The 18,161-nt window shown below is 55.2% G+C and carries 17 protein-coding genes; 5 read left to right on the top strand and 12 right to left on the bottom strand.

The genetic code is table 11. The features are described from left to right. Nucleotides 1-72: 72 nt before the first annotated feature. The 3 genes from ACIRQ6_RS10280 to ACIRQ6_RS10270 all read right to left on the bottom strand — a co-directional run bounded on the left by ACIRQ6_RS10280 (nucleotide 73) and on the right by ACIRQ6_RS10270 (nucleotide 2,746). Nucleotides 73-1,317: a Na+/H+ antiporter NhaA gene (locus tag ACIRQ6_RS10280; protein WP_420860497.1), complete on the bottom strand. Its 1,245-nt coding sequence runs from the start codon at nucleotides 1,315-1,317 to the stop codon at nucleotides 73-75. A 63-nt stretch (nucleotides 1,318-1,380) separates the two neighbouring features. Further along, entirely contained in the window at nucleotides 1,381-2,409 is a 1,029-nt protein-coding gene (locus ACIRQ6_RS10275; RefSeq protein WP_420860496.1) for a permease, read from the bottom strand. Further along, entirely contained in the window at nucleotides 2,402-2,746 is a 345-nt protein-coding gene (locus ACIRQ6_RS10270) for an ArsR/SmtB family transcription factor (protein ID WP_420860495.1), read from the bottom strand. Before ACIRQ6_RS10270 ends, ACIRQ6_RS10275 begins: the two co-directional genes overlap by 8 nt. 195 nt (nucleotides 2,747-2,941) lie before the next feature. Between ACIRQ6_RS10270 and ACIRQ6_RS10265 the strand changes: the two genes are divergently transcribed. After that, complete coding sequence (locus ACIRQ6_RS10265) at nucleotides 2,942-3,352, top strand: hypothetical protein (protein WP_420860494.1); 411 nt, start codon at nucleotides 2,942-2,944, stop codon at nucleotides 3,350-3,352. 14 nt (nucleotides 3,353-3,366) lie between these two features. Here the strand turns inward: ACIRQ6_RS10265 and yghU are convergent, their stop codons facing one another. Further along, a complete protein-coding gene (gene yghU, locus ACIRQ6_RS10260) occupies nucleotides 3,367-4,200 on the bottom strand; it encodes a glutathione-dependent disulfide-bond oxidoreductase (protein WP_420860493.1) in 834 nt (277 codons plus the stop codon). 106 nt (nucleotides 4,201-4,306) lie between these two features. Between yghU and ACIRQ6_RS10255 the strand changes: the two genes are divergently transcribed. Further along, nucleotides 4,307-4,885 (top strand): uracil-DNA glycosylase family protein, encoded by a 579-nt coding sequence (locus tag ACIRQ6_RS10255; RefSeq protein ID WP_420860492.1) that lies wholly within the window; start codon nucleotides 4,307-4,309, stop codon nucleotides 4,883-4,885. Further along, nucleotides 4,878-5,660 (top strand): SseB family protein, encoded by a 783-nt coding sequence (locus tag ACIRQ6_RS10250; protein ID WP_420860491.1) that lies wholly within the window; start codon nucleotides 4,878-4,880, stop codon nucleotides 5,658-5,660. Before ACIRQ6_RS10255 ends, ACIRQ6_RS10250 begins: the two co-directional genes overlap by 8 nt. A 301-nt stretch (nucleotides 5,661-5,961) precedes the next feature. Here the strand turns inward: ACIRQ6_RS10250 and ACIRQ6_RS10245 are convergent, their stop codons facing one another. The 7 genes from ACIRQ6_RS10245 to ACIRQ6_RS10215 all read right to left on the bottom strand — a co-directional run bounded on the left by ACIRQ6_RS10245 (nucleotide 5,962) and on the right by ACIRQ6_RS10215 (nucleotide 14,279). Then, the gene (locus ACIRQ6_RS10245; protein WP_420860490.1) at nucleotides 5,962-6,891 is read right to left on the bottom strand and encodes a 2-hydroxyacid dehydrogenase; all 930 of its coding nucleotides are present in this window, start codon (nucleotides 6,889-6,891) and stop codon (nucleotides 5,962-5,964) included. A gap of 6 nt (nucleotides 6,892-6,897) precedes the next feature. Then, nucleotides 6,898-8,037: a rod shape-determining protein RodA gene (rodA, locus tag ACIRQ6_RS10240; RefSeq protein WP_420860489.1), complete on the bottom strand. Its 1,140-nt coding sequence runs from the start codon at nucleotides 8,035-8,037 to the stop codon at nucleotides 6,898-6,900. Next, a complete protein-coding gene (gene mrdA / locus ACIRQ6_RS10235) occupies nucleotides 8,034-9,977 on the bottom strand; it encodes a penicillin-binding protein 2 (protein WP_420860488.1) in 1,944 nt (647 codons plus the stop codon). Before mrdA ends, rodA begins: the two co-directional genes overlap by 4 nt. Next, on the bottom strand, nucleotides 9,974-10,513 hold the full coding sequence (locus tag ACIRQ6_RS10230) for a rod shape-determining protein MreD (RefSeq protein ID WP_420860487.1): 540 nt from the start codon (nucleotides 10,511-10,513) through the stop codon (nucleotides 9,974-9,976). The genes mrdA and ACIRQ6_RS10230 overlap by 4 nt, the downstream gene beginning before the upstream one ends. Next, on the bottom strand, nucleotides 10,506-11,408 hold the full coding sequence (mreC, locus tag ACIRQ6_RS10225) for a rod shape-determining protein MreC (protein WP_420860486.1): 903 nt from the start codon (nucleotides 11,406-11,408) through the stop codon (nucleotides 10,506-10,508). The genes ACIRQ6_RS10230 and mreC overlap by 8 nt, the downstream gene beginning before the upstream one ends. A 33-nt stretch (nucleotides 11,409-11,441) precedes the next feature. Next, the gene (locus tag ACIRQ6_RS10220; protein ID WP_420860485.1) at nucleotides 11,442-12,479 is read right to left on the bottom strand and encodes a rod shape-determining protein; all 1,038 of its coding nucleotides are present in this window, start codon (nucleotides 12,477-12,479) and stop codon (nucleotides 11,442-11,444) included. A 228-nt stretch (nucleotides 12,480-12,707) separates the two neighbouring features. Next, entirely contained in the window at nucleotides 12,708-14,279 is a 1,572-nt protein-coding gene (locus tag ACIRQ6_RS10215) for a 2-isopropylmalate synthase (RefSeq protein WP_420860484.1), read from the bottom strand. A gap of 257 nt (nucleotides 14,280-14,536) precedes the next feature. On the opposite strand from ACIRQ6_RS10215, the gene ACIRQ6_RS10210 reads away from it, so the two are divergent. Then, nucleotides 14,537-15,202, top strand: coding sequence for an SDR family oxidoreductase (locus ACIRQ6_RS10210; RefSeq protein ID WP_420863893.1), 666 nt, complete (start codon nucleotides 14,537-14,539; stop codon nucleotides 15,200-15,202). Next, nucleotides 15,196-16,725 (top strand): cryptochrome/photolyase family protein, encoded by a 1,530-nt coding sequence (locus ACIRQ6_RS10205; protein WP_420860483.1) that lies wholly within the window; start codon nucleotides 15,196-15,198, stop codon nucleotides 16,723-16,725. The genes ACIRQ6_RS10210 and ACIRQ6_RS10205 overlap by 7 nt, the downstream gene beginning before the upstream one ends. On the opposite strand, the gene ACIRQ6_RS10200 is transcribed toward ACIRQ6_RS10205, so the two are convergent. Beyond that, complete coding sequence (locus ACIRQ6_RS10200) at nucleotides 16,722-18,134, bottom strand: 2-isopropylmalate synthase (protein ID WP_420860482.1); 1,413 nt, start codon at nucleotides 18,132-18,134, stop codon at nucleotides 16,722-16,724. The two genes, ACIRQ6_RS10205 and ACIRQ6_RS10200, sit on opposite strands and share 4 nt — an antisense overlap. Nucleotides 18,135-18,161: the final 27 nt, after the last annotated feature.

The raw sequence follows: 18,161 nt of genomic DNA, 5'->3' as shown, positions 1-18,161 counted from the left end.
TGGCAAAGCGCAAAGCCGCGCAAAAACCTTCCGATTTGCGGTGGAAGTGGCGGCGTTGCGCTGACTGCGGCGCTAGTCTTGCTTTTGGACCCGGAGGATTTTGCCAGATGCAAAGGCCACTGCGGCGGCAAAGAAACTAAAGAGCGCGCCCATTTTAGCGGCATCTTGTACCGGCCCGGCCTCGAAAGCTACGGAGGCGATGAACAGCGATACGGTGAAACCGATCGCCGCCACAAAGCCAATGACCACCAAATCAATGATCCGCATACCCGCAGGGATACCAAGGTTCAGTGGGCGTGCTGCAATCCAGCCAAACAGCAAAATACCTATAGGTTTGCCGATCAGTAAGCCCGCAAGCACCAGCCAAGTAGCGTCGCCGATAGAAGAGAATTCTACCCCAGCATTCAGCAGACCAAAGAAGAACAAGATGATCTCGACGGGGTGCTTGAGTGCGTGTTCGATCTTGTTCAACAAATCGGTCAGGTATTGCTGCGTGCCACTAAAGATCCCAAAGGCACGATCTGCGTGAGGGATAGTGACCACGATGGGCAAAAGGCCCAAGGCAGGGTGCAGACCCGACACCATAAAGCCGTACCAGCTGGCACAACCAGCGACCAGATATGGCCAAAATGACAGCTTTTCACGCACAAAGGTCGAGCGCGGGCGGTTCTGATCGCCTCGATCCATGCGCCGTGGCAACCAGTTAAACAAGAAATATACACCTGCTGCGGCGCCAGCAGACAACAACAGCCATTCTGGTGCCAGTTCGCCTGACGGATAAAAGACCGCCAGAATAATCAGGCCTGCGGCATCATCTGCAATGGCCAAAAGCAACAAAAATCGTACTGCAGGGTGCCCAGCACCAAAGATCAAACGGCCCACCAAATAACTGAAAGCAATGTCAGTGGCCGTTGGAATAGCCCAGCCATTGGCGACTGCGTTGTAGGTCTCTGAGCCCATGAAATAGGCCAGTCCAAGGTATACACTGATCGGCCCGACCATGCCGCCCACTGTTGCAAACAAGGGGGTTGCAGCCTTTTTGCCGCGCAACGAGCCGTTTTTGAGGATCACAGCCTCCCACACCTCTTTGGCCGCTATGGCGAAAAAGAGCGCCATAAGAATGTCGTTGACGAGGTAATGCAGTGTCAGCGTGCGGTGTCCGTGGTGATAGTGCCCGATGGGCGCATGATCCCAGATCACAAACTCAACAAAATGGTGGTAGCTCTCCGCGTTTGTGTTGGCCCAAACCAGTGCGATCAAGGCGCCAAAGATCAACAGCAGTGAATAGTTGGTCACAAAATTCCAAACGCGGTACATACTGTTCCCCCAAGTCGACGTTTTCGACGTGCATAATGCAAAGTTTTGGGGCTCGCAACGTGGTTAGGCCATCGATGACCAAATCAGTCCCGACAGCACCGCGCCTATTAAAGCATAGCCCAAAAAGGCGGCAAACACTCGGGGCTTTACAAGGACCCAAACTGCAATCGCGGCAGGGATACATGTGATGCCACCAGCGATGACAAAGGACATAGCGGCGCCGGGGCTCATCCCTTGGTCCAACAGGCCGCCGATCAATGGGATGGCCGCGTAGCCATTAAGATAGGCCGGTGCACCGACCGCGGCGCCAAGCAGGATTGGCCCTAAACCATCGCCGCCAAGAACCGTGGCGATCCAAGAGGCGGGAACATATTGAACCATCACAGCCTCCAACAAGTAGGCCAACAGCAACCATTTGAGCAAAAACAGGCCATTTTCCAGAGTGGTTTCGGTGAACACAGCGCGGCGGACAGGGTGTTGCCAAAATTTCCAGACAGGGGTCTCCATATTCAGGTTTGAGCTGCCGCAACAGGGGGCTGCAGGTGATCCGGGGCGAATGGGATCGGCAAAAACAGGCGTTTTGGCAAAGGCCATCGTCGCAAACCCGCCCATAATGCCGATCCCAACGGCAGCGGCTGTTTTCATGATCGCAAAATCCCAGCCAATAGCGCTGCCTGTGATAATGAACATTGCAGGATCCGTGACAGGGCTGGAAAGCCAAAACGCCATCACTGCAGCCAAAGGCGCGCCCGCGGCCAACAGCGCGCTGACAAACGGGATCACTTCGCAAGCACATAGCGGCGATAGGCCACCCAATAGGGAGGCTAGAAAAATCATCTGAACCTGTCGGCCCTGAAACACCTTTGCAATCAAGGCTTCGGCCCCCGTTGCCTTCAATCCGCCGATGGCAAGAACCGCAAACAGGATGAATGGCGCCGTCGACCAAAGCGAGGCAAGGGCGAACTGGACGATGCCAAGGGTCTGGTCCCAATCAAATACAGCAACAAGGGCAATGATCAGACCGCAGAAGGCCCATGCCTTGTCAATTCGTGCCCAAAGGGTGGGGGCTGGAGTGCTGGACAGGTCAGCCATGAGTATGATCCTCGTGAGCGTGGGCTGCATCCGCGCAGCATTCGGTCAACAAAAATTGAGACAGTGCATGGGCGCGATCATAGGCCACGGCTACACAAATGATTTTGCGTCCTTCTTTTGCCTGATCGACAAGGCCTGCTTGGTTCAAGATTTTCATATGATGCGTCAGGGTCGAGCCGGTCACGCCAGTGCGCTCGCCCAATTCGCCGATGGTCAACCCATCTGGCCCCGCGCGGACCAGACAGCGCAAAACGCTGAGACGCTGTTCCGAACCAAGTGCGGCAAAGGCGCTGGCGGCTTCAACAAGGGCGAGGGCAGGGTCATCAAATATTTTCATGAAATTAGAAATATCGAAATAATCTGGTTTTGCAAGTTATTTCGATAAACATCGAAATAACTGGTCTGGAAAAGGTATCGAAATTGCGTTTGCCGTGGCGTTATTTTGTCGGACGGGGAAAAATCCGACGGTATCCCCTTACCGAAAGCGTTTTCGCTTCTTAGTTGAGGGCTGGACACGCAAAGGATGAGACAGATGCGCCAGATTATCGATGTATTCAGCTCGATCGCGACTGCATTTAACGCAGGCGATACCACCGCCGCCGTAGGGCCTATGACCTTGCCAATGCCTATTTACATAGGCTCCAGGCTGATCCTCGCGGACCAAATTCGCAAGGTAGCTGATGTGCTGGCCACGTACCGCAGCAACCTCAAGGAAAAATCCCACGAGCGAACCGAATACCGGATCCTTGACCAACAGATCATTGGATCAGGCAAGCTGAAAGTCACTGTCGAATGGACCAACCTTGCTGCTGATGGGACCGTGATCAATGTGATCAACGGCGACTATTATTGCCGCCGCACGCAAGAGTGCTGGGATATCGAACTGGTCGAATTCAATGAACCGCAGGTCCCTGAATTGCTGGAGGGCGTGACGCTCCACTAAGGTGCACGCACCTTTTAGGGTTTGGCGTCAAAATCGCTGGCGTCGTGGCGTTCGGGCAGTTGCTCATCCTCGTCACCCCAAGCCCGGTTGACCATTTTTCCGCGCATAAAGGCAGGGCGAGCAAACACTTCATCAGCCCAACGGTTGACATGGGTGTAACTGGCGGCGTCCAAAAATTCGGCGGCGTCATAGACAATGCCTTTGACCACAGCGCCATACCAAGGTGCAGTGGCGATATCGGCAATCGTGTAGTCATCGCCCGCCAGATAGCGGCGATCCGCCAAAGTCTTGTCCAAAACATCAAGTTGGCGCTTGGCTTCCATGGTGAACCGGTCGATAGGGTATTCGAATTTTTCCGGCGCGTACTTGTAGAAATGGCCGAACCCACCGCCCAGATAGGGTGCAGACCCTTGCAGCCAAAACAACCAATTCAGCGATTCTGTTCGTCCAGCAAGATCAGTTGGTAAAAACGCCCCAAACTTTTCTGCCAAATAAAGTAAGATCGCACCGCTTTCAAAAACCCGAAGACCAGTGTCTTCGTCAAACAGGGCAGGGATCTTGGAATTTGGGTTTACCTCGACAAAGCCACTGCTGAATTGCGCGCCTTCGGTGATCTTGATTAACCAAGCGTCATATTCAGCGCCAACATGCCCCGCCGCCAGCAATTCCTCCAGCATAACAGTGACTTTCACGCCGTTTGGTGTGGCCAGGGAATACAGTTGCAAGGGGTGCTTGCCCTTGGGGCGGTCTTTGTCGTGTGTGGCACCGGAAACCGGGCGATTGATGCTGGCAAATTCGCCACCGTTTGCTGCGTCCCATGTCCAGACTTTTGCGGGGGTATAGGTCATGCGGGTCTCCATTTTGGGTCCACTGCAACTTAGACCACCGACACCACAGTGCAATCGCCCATTGAGGGGTCTGTCTGTGCCGTGAGGAGCATGCTATGTGCGTCAAATGCATCAAAAGATTACAGATTGTATGCTGTGCGCAGACCGGTTTGCCCAAACTGCCACGAAACATGCGCCACGTCCGGTGCTTTGGGCCCAAAAAGGCGCGCGTGTGCTGATCGCGGGACAAGCGCCCGGTGCACGGGTACATGCCTCAGGCAAGCCATTTACCGATCCATCCGGAGACCGGCTGCGCGATTGGCTGGGTCTGGACGAGGATGAATTTTACGACCGATCCAGGATTGCGATTTTGCCCATGGCGTTTTGCTTTCCGGGCTATGATGTCAAAGGGGCTGATCTGCCGCCGCCGCCGATTTGTGCCAAAACATGGCGTGCGGCTGCATTGGACCATTTCGGCCCGTTTGATGCGACGATTTTGGTGGGGGGCTATGCGATGGCGTGGCATTTGGGCGGCAAACCGCGCGTGCGCGATACCGTTGCAAACTGGCAAAACCTACCAAGCGGCGTCTTTGCCTTGCCGCATCCCTCTTGGCGCAATACATCGTGGCTGAAGAAAAACCCGTGGTTTGAGGCCGATGTATTGCCCAAATTGCGCAGGACCGTGAGGCGCGTGTTGAATGACTGAACAACTGACCCGATTGGATGTAGCCCATCAAAAGATGGAACAGTCGGGCCAAGACGCAGATCGCGCTGCGTTTTACGAACGTCTGGCTGAGGCCGAAGTAATGTTGCTGCTGGCCGCCGAATCCGATGGGGCGCAAGTGGTGCCGCATGTGTTTGAGGCGGATGGCCTTAGTTTTGTCCTGATCTTTGATACCGAAGAACGATTGGTGGATTTTGTCGGCCAAGCGACGCCCTATGCCGCCCTGTCAGGGCGCGTTGTCGTTCAAATGCTGGCAGGGCAGGGTTTGGGCCTTGGACTGAACCTAGGTGGTGCGCCGTCCGAAACGTTGTTGGATGCAGCGGCTGTGGATTGGCTGGCCGAGCAGGTCCAACCAGAACCGTCCGAGGCGCAAGATATCCCGCAAGAAATAGCACCGCCCCATGTGCCAGAGGCAATTATAACAGCCCTTGATGGGAAACTGGCCGGCGCTGCAGGCCTTGCCCGGTCGGCTTATTTGGTTCAGGTCCACTACAAAAGTGGGGCCAAGGGGCACATGCTGGCCTTTATCGACGCGGTGCACGGGGCCGAAGGCGCACTGTCGCAAGCTATGACCGAAGCTTTGCATTTCGCGGACATCGACGCGGCCAGTCTGGATGTTGCATTCTTTGATCGTAGCGACAGTTTTACTGCGCATTTGGCCAAGCACGGTCTGAGGTTTGATATCCCCCAACCAGCCAAGGAGCAGAGCCCATCGGCCCCTGGCATGGATCCGCAAAAACCGCCCAAATTACGCTAAACGCGCGAAAAACAGGCGGTAACGAGGGTGTGATGTGCATCTACACACAGTCATCGCGCTGTGCTTTTGGTGGAAATCTGGCCGCAAATCGCTTAGTTTACCGGTAAGCCTTAGACGGTTTAGCTGTCTGCTGGGCACCGGCGCGTGCGATTTCATCAGCGAAGCTGCTGCGAGGGTCCATGTGGACGCTTCGCTGGCAGACTGGTAGCTGAGGGATATGGGTAGCACCGCCAGCGTATTGCGCCGCCGGGCATGCGGCCTCCAGTTTTTCTGGGGGCCGTTTGCGTTCTGGGACCGCAGATTAATATCCAGACGTCCGATCAACCAAATGGATCAGACCCTGACCGTTTTGGTCGCGCGCAATATTTTTGGCAATCATTTCACTGGCCGTGTCTGCTCGCGTGGTCGAGGCAATATGCGGGGTGACAGTCACCGCAGGGTGGGCCCAATAGGGGTGATCTGCTGGCAAAGGCTCGACCGCAAACACATCCAAAGTTGCTTGCGCAATATGCCCACTCTCCAATGCGGCGAGCAATGCCTCATCATCGATGACGGGACCGCGCGCAGGATTTAGCAGCATCGCCCCTTTTGGCATCTGTGCCAGGGCTGCTGCATTGATCAGGCCTGTTGTCTGTGGCGTTAATGGCACCAAAAGAACTGCAATATCAGCGGCTTCTAGCGCGACTTGAAAGCCCTTATCCCCGTTCAGGCAAGTGATCCCGGCAATGTCCTTGGGGCTGCGCGACCAGCCGGTCACGGGAAACCCGAGGCTTGCCAAAGCCTGACCACAGGCAGCGCCCAAGGCCCCTAGGCCAAAAATGCTGACGCGGCGATCCTTAGACAGTGGCGGCGTATCCGTCCGCCACACTCCGTCTTGCCCCAGAATATGAGCGTCCATGCCCAGATGCAGGCGCAGCACATGGCCCGTGACCCATTCGATCATCCCTTGGGTCAATCCATAGTCGACCATGCGCGCCAAAGGTTGGGTCAGGGTTTCATTGTGAACCACATCCTCGACCCCCGCCCAAAGGTTCAGGACACCACGACATTTGGTATAGGGCGCGAAATCCTGAACATCGCTGTTGGGGGCGTAAACGATGTAGTCAACGGTGTCCGGCGGATGGTTTTGGCTGAGGTTGACCGTCAGGCCCGCCTTCGCAAAAGCCTGCTGCAATGGAATTTGATATTCGGGCCAACGGGCCTCTCTTGCAGCGAAAAGAACATTGATCATCGAGGGTTACCTTGGGCGGTGAATGTGGGCGCTTTGAACCAGTCCAAAGGCTACCATAAGAACCAGCATGGCAGAGCCACCGTAGCTGACAAGGGGCAATGGCACCCCAACCACGGGCGCAAGCCCCATGACCATCGACATATTGACGGCGAAAAACAAAAAGAACGTGGCCGCAACCCCGAGCGTCAGCAGCGATGCAAAACGATCCTTGTTGTTGAACGCTGATAAGGCGCAAAAAGCGATGATCAGGCCGTACAGGATCAGCAAGGAAATCGCCCCGACAAATCCAAATTCTTCGGCCAAAGTGGTGAAAATGAAATCCGTGTGTTTTTCTGGCAGAAAGTTAAGGCGCGCCTGTGTGCCTTGCATAAAGCCGCGCCCGGTCCAGCCGCCAGATCCCAGCGCAATCTTTGATTGGGTGATATGGTATCCCGCGCCCAATGGATCGGAATCCGGCGTCAAAAACGTATCGATCCGGCGATATTGGTAGTCCTTGAGCAACTGCCAGTCGGTGCCTTGGGACCTGAAAACTGCCAAAACCGTGCCGATACCTGCTGTTACGACGGCAGCGAAATAAGCCCGATGCAGGCCTGCGAGCCACATCATTATGCCCCCCCCCATCACCAACAACAGCGCGGTTCCCAAATCAGGTTGGCGCAACACCATGGCTACGGGGATCAGGATCAGGATCAAAGGTAAAAGCACCCACAAAGGCCGCGATGTGTTTTGGATCGGCAGCCAATCATAGTAGGCTGCCAGCAGCATGACCAACGTGATCTTGGCCAGTTCCGAGGGTTGTAGCCGCATAAATCCGAGGTCGATCCAACGCTGAGCCCCGCCGCCTTGATCCCCAATGAGTTCCACCAAGAGCAGTAAAAACAGCGTTCCAAGATAGGCCACCACAGCCATGTTGCGCCAAAACCATATGGGCACCATCGCGATAATGAACATCAACCCTAGGCCCAAAGCAAATCGCTGCATTTGCGCCATGGCCCAAGGGGTCCAAGATCCACCTGCCACTGAATAAAGCATCAAAAAGCCGATAGAGGCGACGGATACGATCAAAACGATCAAAGGCCAGTTCAGGTAGAACAGCTTTCGTGCGCCGCTTGGGACGGACTTGACGGTGTATTCAAGATAACTCATGCGCGGTCACTGCTGTCTGATCCGACAGTAAAGGTGCGGAGTTCCATTTTCTTGCGCTCGGACAGGATGCGATTGCGATCCTTCTTGGGATAGGCGGTCAGCGGGGGCAATTCGCCATAAAGCGCCTGCAACGTGATATCGCGGGCAATAGGGGCCGCAGCGGTCGAGCCGCCGCCGCCATGTTCGACAACAACGGCAACGGCGTATTTTGGATTATCAAACGGTGCAAAGTTCACAAACAAGGCGTGGTCGCGGCGTTCCCATGGCAGATCCTCGTTGCGGGTCACGCCGCGTGCACGTTCAGCCGCTGTGATCCGGCGCACCTGAGAGGTGCCGGTTTTGCCTGCCATGCGAAACGCGTCGCCCAAAATGCGGCTGCCATAGGCGGTACCACCAGAACTATTCGAGACCGAATACATCGCGCGCCGCACTTCACGCAGCAGGTTTTCGTTGATCCCAAGGGGATCACCGCCGCGCAGTGGTTCTTCGACACCGTTACGCGATTTGATCAAGCGCGGCTCGACGGACCGTCCAGTGGCCAGCCGTGCGGCCATTACGGCCAATTGCATCGGTGAGGACAGCACAAATCCTTGCCCGATCGCAGCATTCACGGTGTCGCCAATCACCCAATCCTTGCCACGATTTTCGCGCTTCCAGGCCTTGGTCGGGGCTAGTCCTTGGGCAACGGCGGACATGGGCACGTCATGACGCACGCCCAATCCCAATCGTTTCGCCATGGCCGAAATTTTCTCGATCCCCACCCGCAGAGCGATGTCATAATAGTAAACATCGCAGCTTTCTTTTAGGGATTTTTGGAAATCAACATTGCCGTGCCCTGCACGTTTCCAACAGTGAAAGCGTACATCAGCGACTTCTTTGTGGCCGACACAGCGCACGGTTTCTTGGGTGTCGATAACACCGTCCTCAAGGGCCGCAAGGGCTGTCACCATTTTGAATGTGGATCCGGGGGGATAGATGTCTTGGACCGCCTTGGACCGAAAAGGGCGGTATTTGTCTTCCAGTAGGGCATTATAGGCTTTGGTTGAAATCCCACGCACAAAAAGGTTGGGATCAAACGTCGGTGCAGACCCAATGGCCAGCAAATCGCCAGTGTCGACATCCATCACGACCGCAGAGGCAGCTTGCCCTTTGAGGCGTTCTTGCACATAGTTTTGCAAGCCAGTGTCGATGGTTAGTTGAACGTTATCACCCGGCGAGGCTTCGTTGCGGTCAAGCTCGCGCATGACACGGCCAATCGCGTTGACCTCGACCCGTTTTGTGCCCGCACTCCCGCGCAACGGGCGTTCCAACTTGGCCTCAACCCCGGTTTTGCCGATTTGAAAACGCGGGATTTGTAATAACGGATCCTTGTCATCGATCCGTTGCAGGTCAAAATCACTGACGGGCCCCACATAGCCCATAACATGGGCATAATCGGCGCCCACAGGATAAACGCGGGACAATCCCACCTCTGCGGTGATCCCGGGAAGGGCAGGGGCGTTGGCCGAAACGGCGGCTACGTCCTGCCATGTCATGCGATCCAGAATTGTGACGGGCACAAAAGGACTTCGTTTGTTCACTTCGGAAATGATCTGCGTCTGCTGTTCTTGAGTTATCGGGACCAAAGTCGACAAGCGTTCCAGAACCGCTGCCACATCCCCTGCGTCCTCGCGCACGATCACGATGCGGTAGTTCTGTTCGTTACCAGCGACCAAAACGCCGTCGCGGTCATAGACCAATCCACGTGCAGGTGGGATCAGGCGCACATTGATCCGGTTTTCGTCCGCGAGCAGTCGAAATTCGTCCGCTTGGTCGATCTGCAATACGCGCATGCGATAGCCCAGCACAGCCAGCATCGCCACTTGGGCACCGCCCAAAAACAACCCGCGTCGCGTGATCTTGCGCGCACTTGCTTCGGTCTCCAGAGCCGCGCGTTTCATATGCGCGCCCCCACATCTTCGGCGCTACCCCGCACCGTAGGTCGCACCCCAAGCACATAATGGCTGAGGGCTGCGACGATGGGATAGCAGGCAATGCTCAGTGCCGTTTGAATGAGCCCAAGGTTCAAAGGCGCCTGCGGAATGAGAGCCAGTCCAGTAATAATGCGCGCCACAACGAACCCACCGGCAATCGCACAACTGACCAACAGCCATTCCAGAGAAAAGCTGGACCGCCCAATGTCCATCGCCCGGCTGCGCAAAAACTCGGCCCCGATCACAACACAAGCGGCCATTAGACCGGGGGGGCGATGAAACAGAAAATCCGCCAGCAAGAACATCCCAGCGATCAACGCCAAGGGAATAAATTCAGGCCGCCGCACCGTCCAAGCATAGGTCAGAACCAGCAAAATATCCGGTGCAGCCCATTGGGCAGGCATGGTTTGTTGCGGCAGAAAATGGATGAAAAACAGCACAAAGGCGATCATCACATAGAGCGTCCAGTACACCAACCTGCGTTCGGCAACAGTCTCAGCCATCGGCGGCCTCACTGGTCTCAAGTGGTTCCGATTGCACTGGCGGGTTCAAGAGGGCCCCGGGACTGGTGATTTGTTCCCCTTGGTAGCTGCGCAACACGCGCAAAAATTCAAGGCGCTGATAATCTGCTGACAATCTAACACGCAGCCGTCGATCTGGTCCTTGTGCGATATGGCCCACCAGCAGGCCTGCGGGAAACACGCCGCCGTCGCCTGAAGTAATCACGCTGTCGCCCGGGCGTACGGCATCTGGGTTGTCCAAAAATTCGACTGGTGGGGCAGCTGTGTTGTCGCCGGACAAAATGGCCTTTTGTCCCGAGGGTTGGATCGTGATCGGAATGCGGCTAGCAGTATCGGTCAGCAACAAAACCCGCGCTGTGTTTTCGCCCAGTCCAGATATCCGCCCAACAAGGCCGATGCCGTCCATCGTGGCCCAACCGTCCAAGATCCCATCGCGCCGGCCCACATTCAACAACAGCGATTGACGAAACGGCGAACCGCTATCGGCCAGCACAACGCCTGTGACAAAGGTAAATTGTGGATCAAGGCGCACTTTATTCAGATCGAGCAGTCGGGCATTTTCCTGCTCCAACTGCAATGCTGCCTCTTTCCAAGCCTTCATTTGCTGAAGTTCGCGTCGCAGTTCCTGATTTTGATCATAGATGCGCTGATAGCTCTGAAAATCCCGCACGATATTGGTCAAGCCCGTCACGGGCGCCGAGGCCCATGAAAAACTTGGCACAACGCGGTCAATCAGATTTGCGCGAAAGCGTTCCACGCGGGGGCTGTCGATGCGCCAAATTAGAAAAATACCTAGTAACACAACGACCAAAACCCCCACCAGCAAGCGCCGAATGGGGGTCATGTAATCATGTTGTGTCGCGCGGTCGCGTGCCAAGGCTCACCTCAAAAGCTGTGCCTGATCGTGATATTAACTGTCGTAGTCTATCACATGTTTCAACTTGTGTTCATATTCCAGTGCTTTGCCGGTGCCCAAGGCCACACAATTAAGTGACTCGTCTGCCACTGAAATGGCCAAGCCCGTTTGTTCGCGCAGGGCCAAGTCTAATTCACCCAGCAACGCACCACCACCCGTTAGCATCACGCCGCGATCCACAATATCAGCGGCAAGGTCCGGCGGTGTGGCTTCCAACGCGGTCATTACGGCCTCGCAAATTTGTTGCACCGGCTCGGACAGGGCTTCGGCGACTTGGGCTTGTGAAATTTCGATCTCTTTTGGGACACCATTCAGCAGATCACGTCCACGGATCGACATGCTTTGTCCGCGCCCGTCGTCGGGCATGCGGGCTGTGCCAATGCTTGTTTTGATCCGCTCCGCAGTGCTTTCCCCGATCAAGAGGTTTTGCTGACGGCGCAAGTAGCTGATGATCGCCTCATCCATACGGTCACCGCCCACGCGCACCGAGCGGGCATAAACGATGTCACCAAGCGACAAAACAGCCACTTCAGTTGTCCCACCGCCGATGTCCACAACCATGTTGCCCGTGGGATCAGTGATCGGCATGCCTGCACCAATGGCCGCCGCAATAGGTTCTGCAATCAAACCAGCGCGGCGTGCCCCGGCAGACAAAACCGACTGGCGGATGGCGCGTTTTTCAACAGGGGTTGCCCCATGCGGCACACAAACAATGATTTTCGGTTTGGAGAAAGTTGTGCGTTTGTGAACCTTGCGAATGAAATGTTTGATCATTTCCTCAGCCACGTCAAAATCAGCAATCACGCCATCGCGCATAGGACGAATTGCCTCGATTGAACCAGGCGTGCGGCCCAGCATCAACTTGGCGTCTTCGCCCACGGCCAGGACTTTTTTGACCCCGTCTTTGACCTGATAGGCCACAACCGACGGTTCCGACAGGATAACGCCCTTGCCTTTGACATAAACAAGTGTGTTCGCCGTGCCCAAATCGATGGCCATGTCGGATGAGAAAAGGCCTGATAAACCAAACATTTACGTAATAATTCCCAAAAGTGTTCCCAATGAAAGCGAGTCGCCTCACCCCGTCAGCGCTGGCATCTTATAAGGCCCCCCAAGCCTAGGCGAAAGGGGGCAGGCGTCGCTCTGCGCAAAAGCCCGCTATCAGTTTCTTTTTTCTTGAAATACTCAAACAAAGAAGGGGGCGAGGCACGTTAGTGCCTCGCCCCCCGGCGACCGCGTCAGCGGGCGCAAAACCTCGGGTTACGAGACGTCTTTGTAGCTCACTTCTTTGATGTCCTTGCCACCGGATTTCTCGCGCCGCACCAACAACCGGTTCAGGGCAGACACATAGGCGCGCACAGATGCGACCACAGTATCCGTGTCCGCAGACTGGCCTGTAACAATGCGCCCGTCTTCTTCCATACGCACAGTCACAGTGGCTTGCGCGTCAGTGCCTTCGGTGACGGCGCTGACTTGGTAGAGCTGCAAGCGGGCCGCATGTGGGAACACAGCCTTTACTGCATTAAATGCAGCATCAACCGGTCCATCACCAGTTGCGGTCGCGGCTTTTTCTTCCCCGTCGAGGGTCAAAACCAAATCGGCTTCCTGCGGGCCTTCTGTGCCACAAACCACACGCAGGGATTTGACCTTCATGCGGTCCAGATCTGCGTTGGCATCTTCATCACGCATCAACGCAATCAGATCATCATCATAGATCTCTTTCTTGCGATCCGCCAATTCTTTGAACCTAACAAAAACGTCCTTGAGCTGGTTATCCCCCAACTCAAACCCCAATTCGTTTAATTTCGAACGCAAAGCGGCCCGGCCAGAATGTTTGCCCATGACCAGATTGGTCTCAGACAGGCCGACATCTTCGGGGCGCATGATCTCAAAGGTCTCTGCGTTCTTCAGCATGCCATCTTGGTGAATGCCAGACTCGTGGGCAAAGGCATTTTTGCCAACAATCGCTTTGTTAAATTGCACTGGAAAGCCTGACACAGTGGCCACGCGGCGGCTGATGTTCATGATCTTGGTTGTGTCGATATCTGTGGTGAACGGCATAATGTCGCCGCGCACTTTCAACGCCATCACGACCTCCTCCAAGGCAGTATTCCCGGCACGTTCGCCAAGACCATTGATCGTGCATTCAATCTGACGCGCGCCGCCTTCGACAGCGGCCAGTGAATTGGCCGTGGCCATGCCCAAATCGTTGTGACAGTGCGTAGCGAAAATGATCTGGTCAGCACCGGGGACCTTGTTGATCAACATCCGGATCAAATCCGCACTTTCAACTGGGGCAGTGTAGCCCACTGTGTCTGGAATGTTGATGGTCGTGGCACCGGCCTTGATCGCGATTTCCACGACCCGGCACAGGTAATCCTCTTCTGTGCGGGTGGCATCCATGGGCGACCATTGTACGTTGTTACACAGGTTGCGTGCATGGGTGACCGTTTCGTGGATCCGCTCGGCCATTTCGTCCTTGTTGAGGTTCGGGATCGCCCGGTGCAGTGGCGAGGTTCCGATAAACGTGTGAATGCGCGGCTTGGAGGCATGTTTTACAGCCTCCCAACACCGGTCGATGTCCTTGAAGTTCGCCCGCGCCAAGCCGCAAATGCGTGCGTTTTTACTGCGTTTGGAAATCTCGGACACCGCGGCGAAATCCCCATCCGACGCAATAGGAAATCCTGCTTCGATAATGTCGACGCCCATATCGTCCAGCAATTCCGCAATTTCCAATTTTTCAGAGTGGGTCATGGTGGCGCCGGGGCTTTGTTCGCCATCACGCAAGGTCGTGTCAAAAATCCACACGCGGGATGTGTCAGCTTGGGTCATTTTGGGATCTTTCAAATGGTCTGCTTTTGAGGGTGGTTTCGGTCTTGGCGCTGGCTACTCCTGAGCGGTCGCGCCAAAAGGCACGCTCAAGAGCGACTAAGCAGTAGCAGCAGACCCTGTACGGGGCGAACGATATGAATGTTTCGTGCCATAACCGCAACCATAGAAATTGTAGTGCGCGTTGAAAAGGGGGGATTTTGAGTATTTGGGAAAAAAGAAACATGGTTTTTGCAAAGGAGCCGCCTAAATCGTCGTTGGTGAATACTGCATTGGTCATAGGAGCTTCTGGGGGCATCGGGCAGGCGGTCGGGTTGGAACTCGAACGCCGGGGAGCCTCAGTTACCCGATTATCACGCCGTGTAGACGGGTTTGATCTGGGAAACGAGGCGTCAGTTAAGGCGGCTCTGTCCTCTCTTGAGGGCCCGTTTGATGTGATCTTTGTGGCCACAGGCGCCCTGACGGTTGGGGCCTATGAGCCTGAGAAATCGCTCTCCGCCATAAGTGCGGCTGGCATGGCGGATCAGTTTGCTGTGAATGCGATCGGGCCTGCTTTGATTTTAAAGCATGCGCGCCATTTGATCCCTAAGACAGACCGCTGCGTGTTTGCAATCCTATCGGCTCGCGTCGGCAGTATTGGGGACAACACTATTGGCGGTTGGACAGGCTACCGTGCGGCAAAGGCTGCATTGAACCAGATCGTTCGCAGTGCCTCCATCGAATTAGGGCGCACACATAAGGGGTGCATTTGTGCAGCGCTCCATCCTGGAACTGTCGAGACACCCTTTACTGCGAAATACGCGGGGCGACACAAAACTGTGCCGGCAGAGGTGGCGGCCGGTAATCTGATTTCGGTCATTGATGCCTTTACCCTGGAGCATACTGGCGGTTTCTTTGATTACGCGGGGGAGGCCGTTCCATGGTAGCGCGTTTGGTTTTGGTTCTAGGGGATCAACTTACCCCGTCTTTGTCGGCCTTGGCTGAGGCGGATCCCTCAACAGACGTTGTCGTCATGGCCGAAGTGTTGGGCGAGGCCAGTTATGTGCCGCACCATCCCAAAAAGATTGCTCTGATCTTTGCCGCCATGCGCAAATTTGCGCAGCGTCTGCGCAGTGAAGGCTGGCGCGTTGACTATACGGTTTTCGATGATCCGGATACAACGGGCACAATCGAAGGCGAGTTGATGCGCCGTGCCAGTGACCACGCGGCGCACGAGATCCTTGCGACAGAGCCCGGCGAATGGCGGCTCATCTCTATCTTGGAAGACATGCAAATCCCTGTGCAGATGTTGCCAGACACGCGGTTTTTGGCATCACACAAGCGGTTTGAGGATTGGGCCGAGGGGCGCAAGCAGCTGCGCATGGAATATTTCTATCGCGAGATGCGGCGCGAAACGGGGCTGTTGATGGACGGCAAAGACCCGGCAGGGGGCAAGTGGAATTTTGATCACGACAATCGCAAACCTGCCCCAGACGCGATCACATTTGACGGACCCATTCGGTTTGAACCAGACGGAACAGTGCAACAGGTTCTGGACCTTGTCGCACAACAGTTTCCAGACAACTTTGGCGATCTAGACGATTTTTGGTTTGCCACTGATGCGACCCAAGCCCAGCAGCAGTTGGATCACTTTATCAAAGATGGATTGGCGCAGTTCGGTGATTTTCAGGATGCGATGCTGTTGGAGCATCGATTTTTGTACCATGGATTGATTTCGTTTTATATGAACATCGGCCTGTTGGACCCGCTGCAGGTCTGCAAAGCCGCAGAGGCTGCGTATCGCGCTGGATCTGCTCCAATCAATGCTGTTGAAGGTTTTATTCGGCAGATCTTGGGGTGGCGGGAGTACATTCGCGGAATCTATTTCTTGCAAGGTCCTGAGTACACCAACAGCAATGGACTAGAGCACCACCGCGATTTGCCAGCCCTCTATTGGGGGGGCGAGACCAAGATGCAGTGCCTGTCCAAAGCTGTGGAACAGACGCGGGCCGAAGCCTATGCACATCATATTCAGCGATTGATGGTCACGGGCAATTTTGCACTGTTGGCGGGGATTGATCCCGCACAGGTGCATGAGTGGTATCTGGCAGTTTATGCTGATGCCTTTGAATGGGTTGAGGCGCCCAATACAATTGGTATGTCGCAGTTTGCAGATGGTGGGATTGTGGCCTCGAAACCCTATGTGTCCTCAGGCAGCTACATCAACAAAATGTCGAACTACTGCAAAACATGCCATTATTCGGTCAGTCAAAAAACCGGCGAGGGGGCATGCCCGTTCAACCTGCTCTACTGGGATTTCCTGATGCGCCACAAAGAGCGGTTCGAGGGCAATCCGCGCATGGGCCAGATGTACCGTGTTTGGGATAAGATGGAGGCTGGCCGCAAAGAAACCGTGCTGGCCGAGGCTGCTATGTTTCTTGAAAACCTCGACGCAGGTCGCACGGTCTAATTGGCAGCACTTGCGTCGCTAAGCGCACCGTTTTCCCATGTACCCGATGCGATCTCGCCCGAGGCGTAGCGCATTGTGCCGGGGCCTTGGCGTTTGCCGCCTACAAAGGTGCCTTCATAGACGTCACCGTTGGCATAGGTTGCAACACCAGTTCCATCAATTTGGCCTTGGACCCAGCGCCCCTTATAGCGAAAACCGTCTGGCATTATGATTTCGCCTTGGCCGTCGCGTTGGCCTTCGGAAAATGTGCCAGTGTAGACAGTGCCATCTGCATAGGTGGCAACGCCTTCGCCAGACCTCTGGCCGTTGACCCAATTGCCTTCATAGCGATACCCGTCGGAATAGGTCATCACACCAAAGCCATGATTTCGGGCATTTTTAAAGCCACCCTCATAGATCAAGCCGTTTGTGTAGACGGCCTTTCCAGTGCCTTCGATCACACCAGATAACCAATCGCCATCATAAGTGTTGCCGTCTTTATAGACGATTTTGCCCTTGCCTTCGGCCAGATCGCCGGAAAATTCACCTGTATAGACCGAACCATCGGGGTAGGTCACGCGACCGTTGCCTTCGATGATCCCATCTTTCCAATCGCCGAGGTAGATGTAGCCATCGGTTCCAGTGAAGGTGCCCGTGCCATTGCGTCGATCATTTTTGAAGTCGCCTTCGTAGACATCGCCATTTGCATATAAAACCCGACCGGACCCTTCGCGGCGACCTGCCACAAAATCACCCTCATAGATGTCGCCATTCGCTTGCTTGAGGCGGCCTTTGCCTTGCAGTTGGTCCTCGATCCAGTTGCCTTCGAATTCAACGCCGTCGGGCATGGTCAAAACACCTTGACCTGTGCGTTTGCCGCGCTGCATCTCACCTACATAGACGGCTTTGTCAGGGTAGGTGATTTGGGCCAATCCTTCTTTGGTGCCTGCAACCCAGCCGCCTTCGTAAATATAGCCCGTGGGTTCAGTCAGTTTACCACTGCCATCGTGCAGCCCATCGCGTAATTGGCCCACATAGACTGCGCCAGTGTTATACATCAGCGTGCCAGTGCCCGTGATTTGGCCATCCAGCCAGTCGCCCTCGTAACTGCCGCCGGACCCAAAAGTGATCTTGCCTTTGCCGTTTGGTTTTCCCTTGGCAAAGACGCCCACATAAATGCTGCCATTGGGAAACTTGGCGCTGCCTTGACCCTGAATATTTCCGTCGACCCATTCGCCGGAATATTCATAGCCATTGGGCAGGGTGTAAGTGCCTTGCCCGTGCTGCTTGCCGTTGCGAAACGCGCCTTCATAGATGCCGCCGTTTTCATATTGTTTGGTTTGGGTTTGTTGTGCGTTCAGCGACGCAGGAGCAAAGCCCAGCGTCACGGCGGCAGCAAGGCCCAATACCAGATTAGAAATGGGGCGCATGCGCGAACTCCTTGGCGTGGTGTGGTG

Origin of the sequence: Algirhabdus cladophorae (genome assembly GCF_044772865.1) — a bacterium.
In the GTDB taxonomy this organism is placed as follows: domain Bacteria; phylum Pseudomonadota; class Alphaproteobacteria; order Rhodobacterales; family Rhodobacteraceae; genus Algirhabdus; species Algirhabdus cladophorae.
This window is presented reverse-complemented; position numbering and strand designations above follow the sequence as displayed.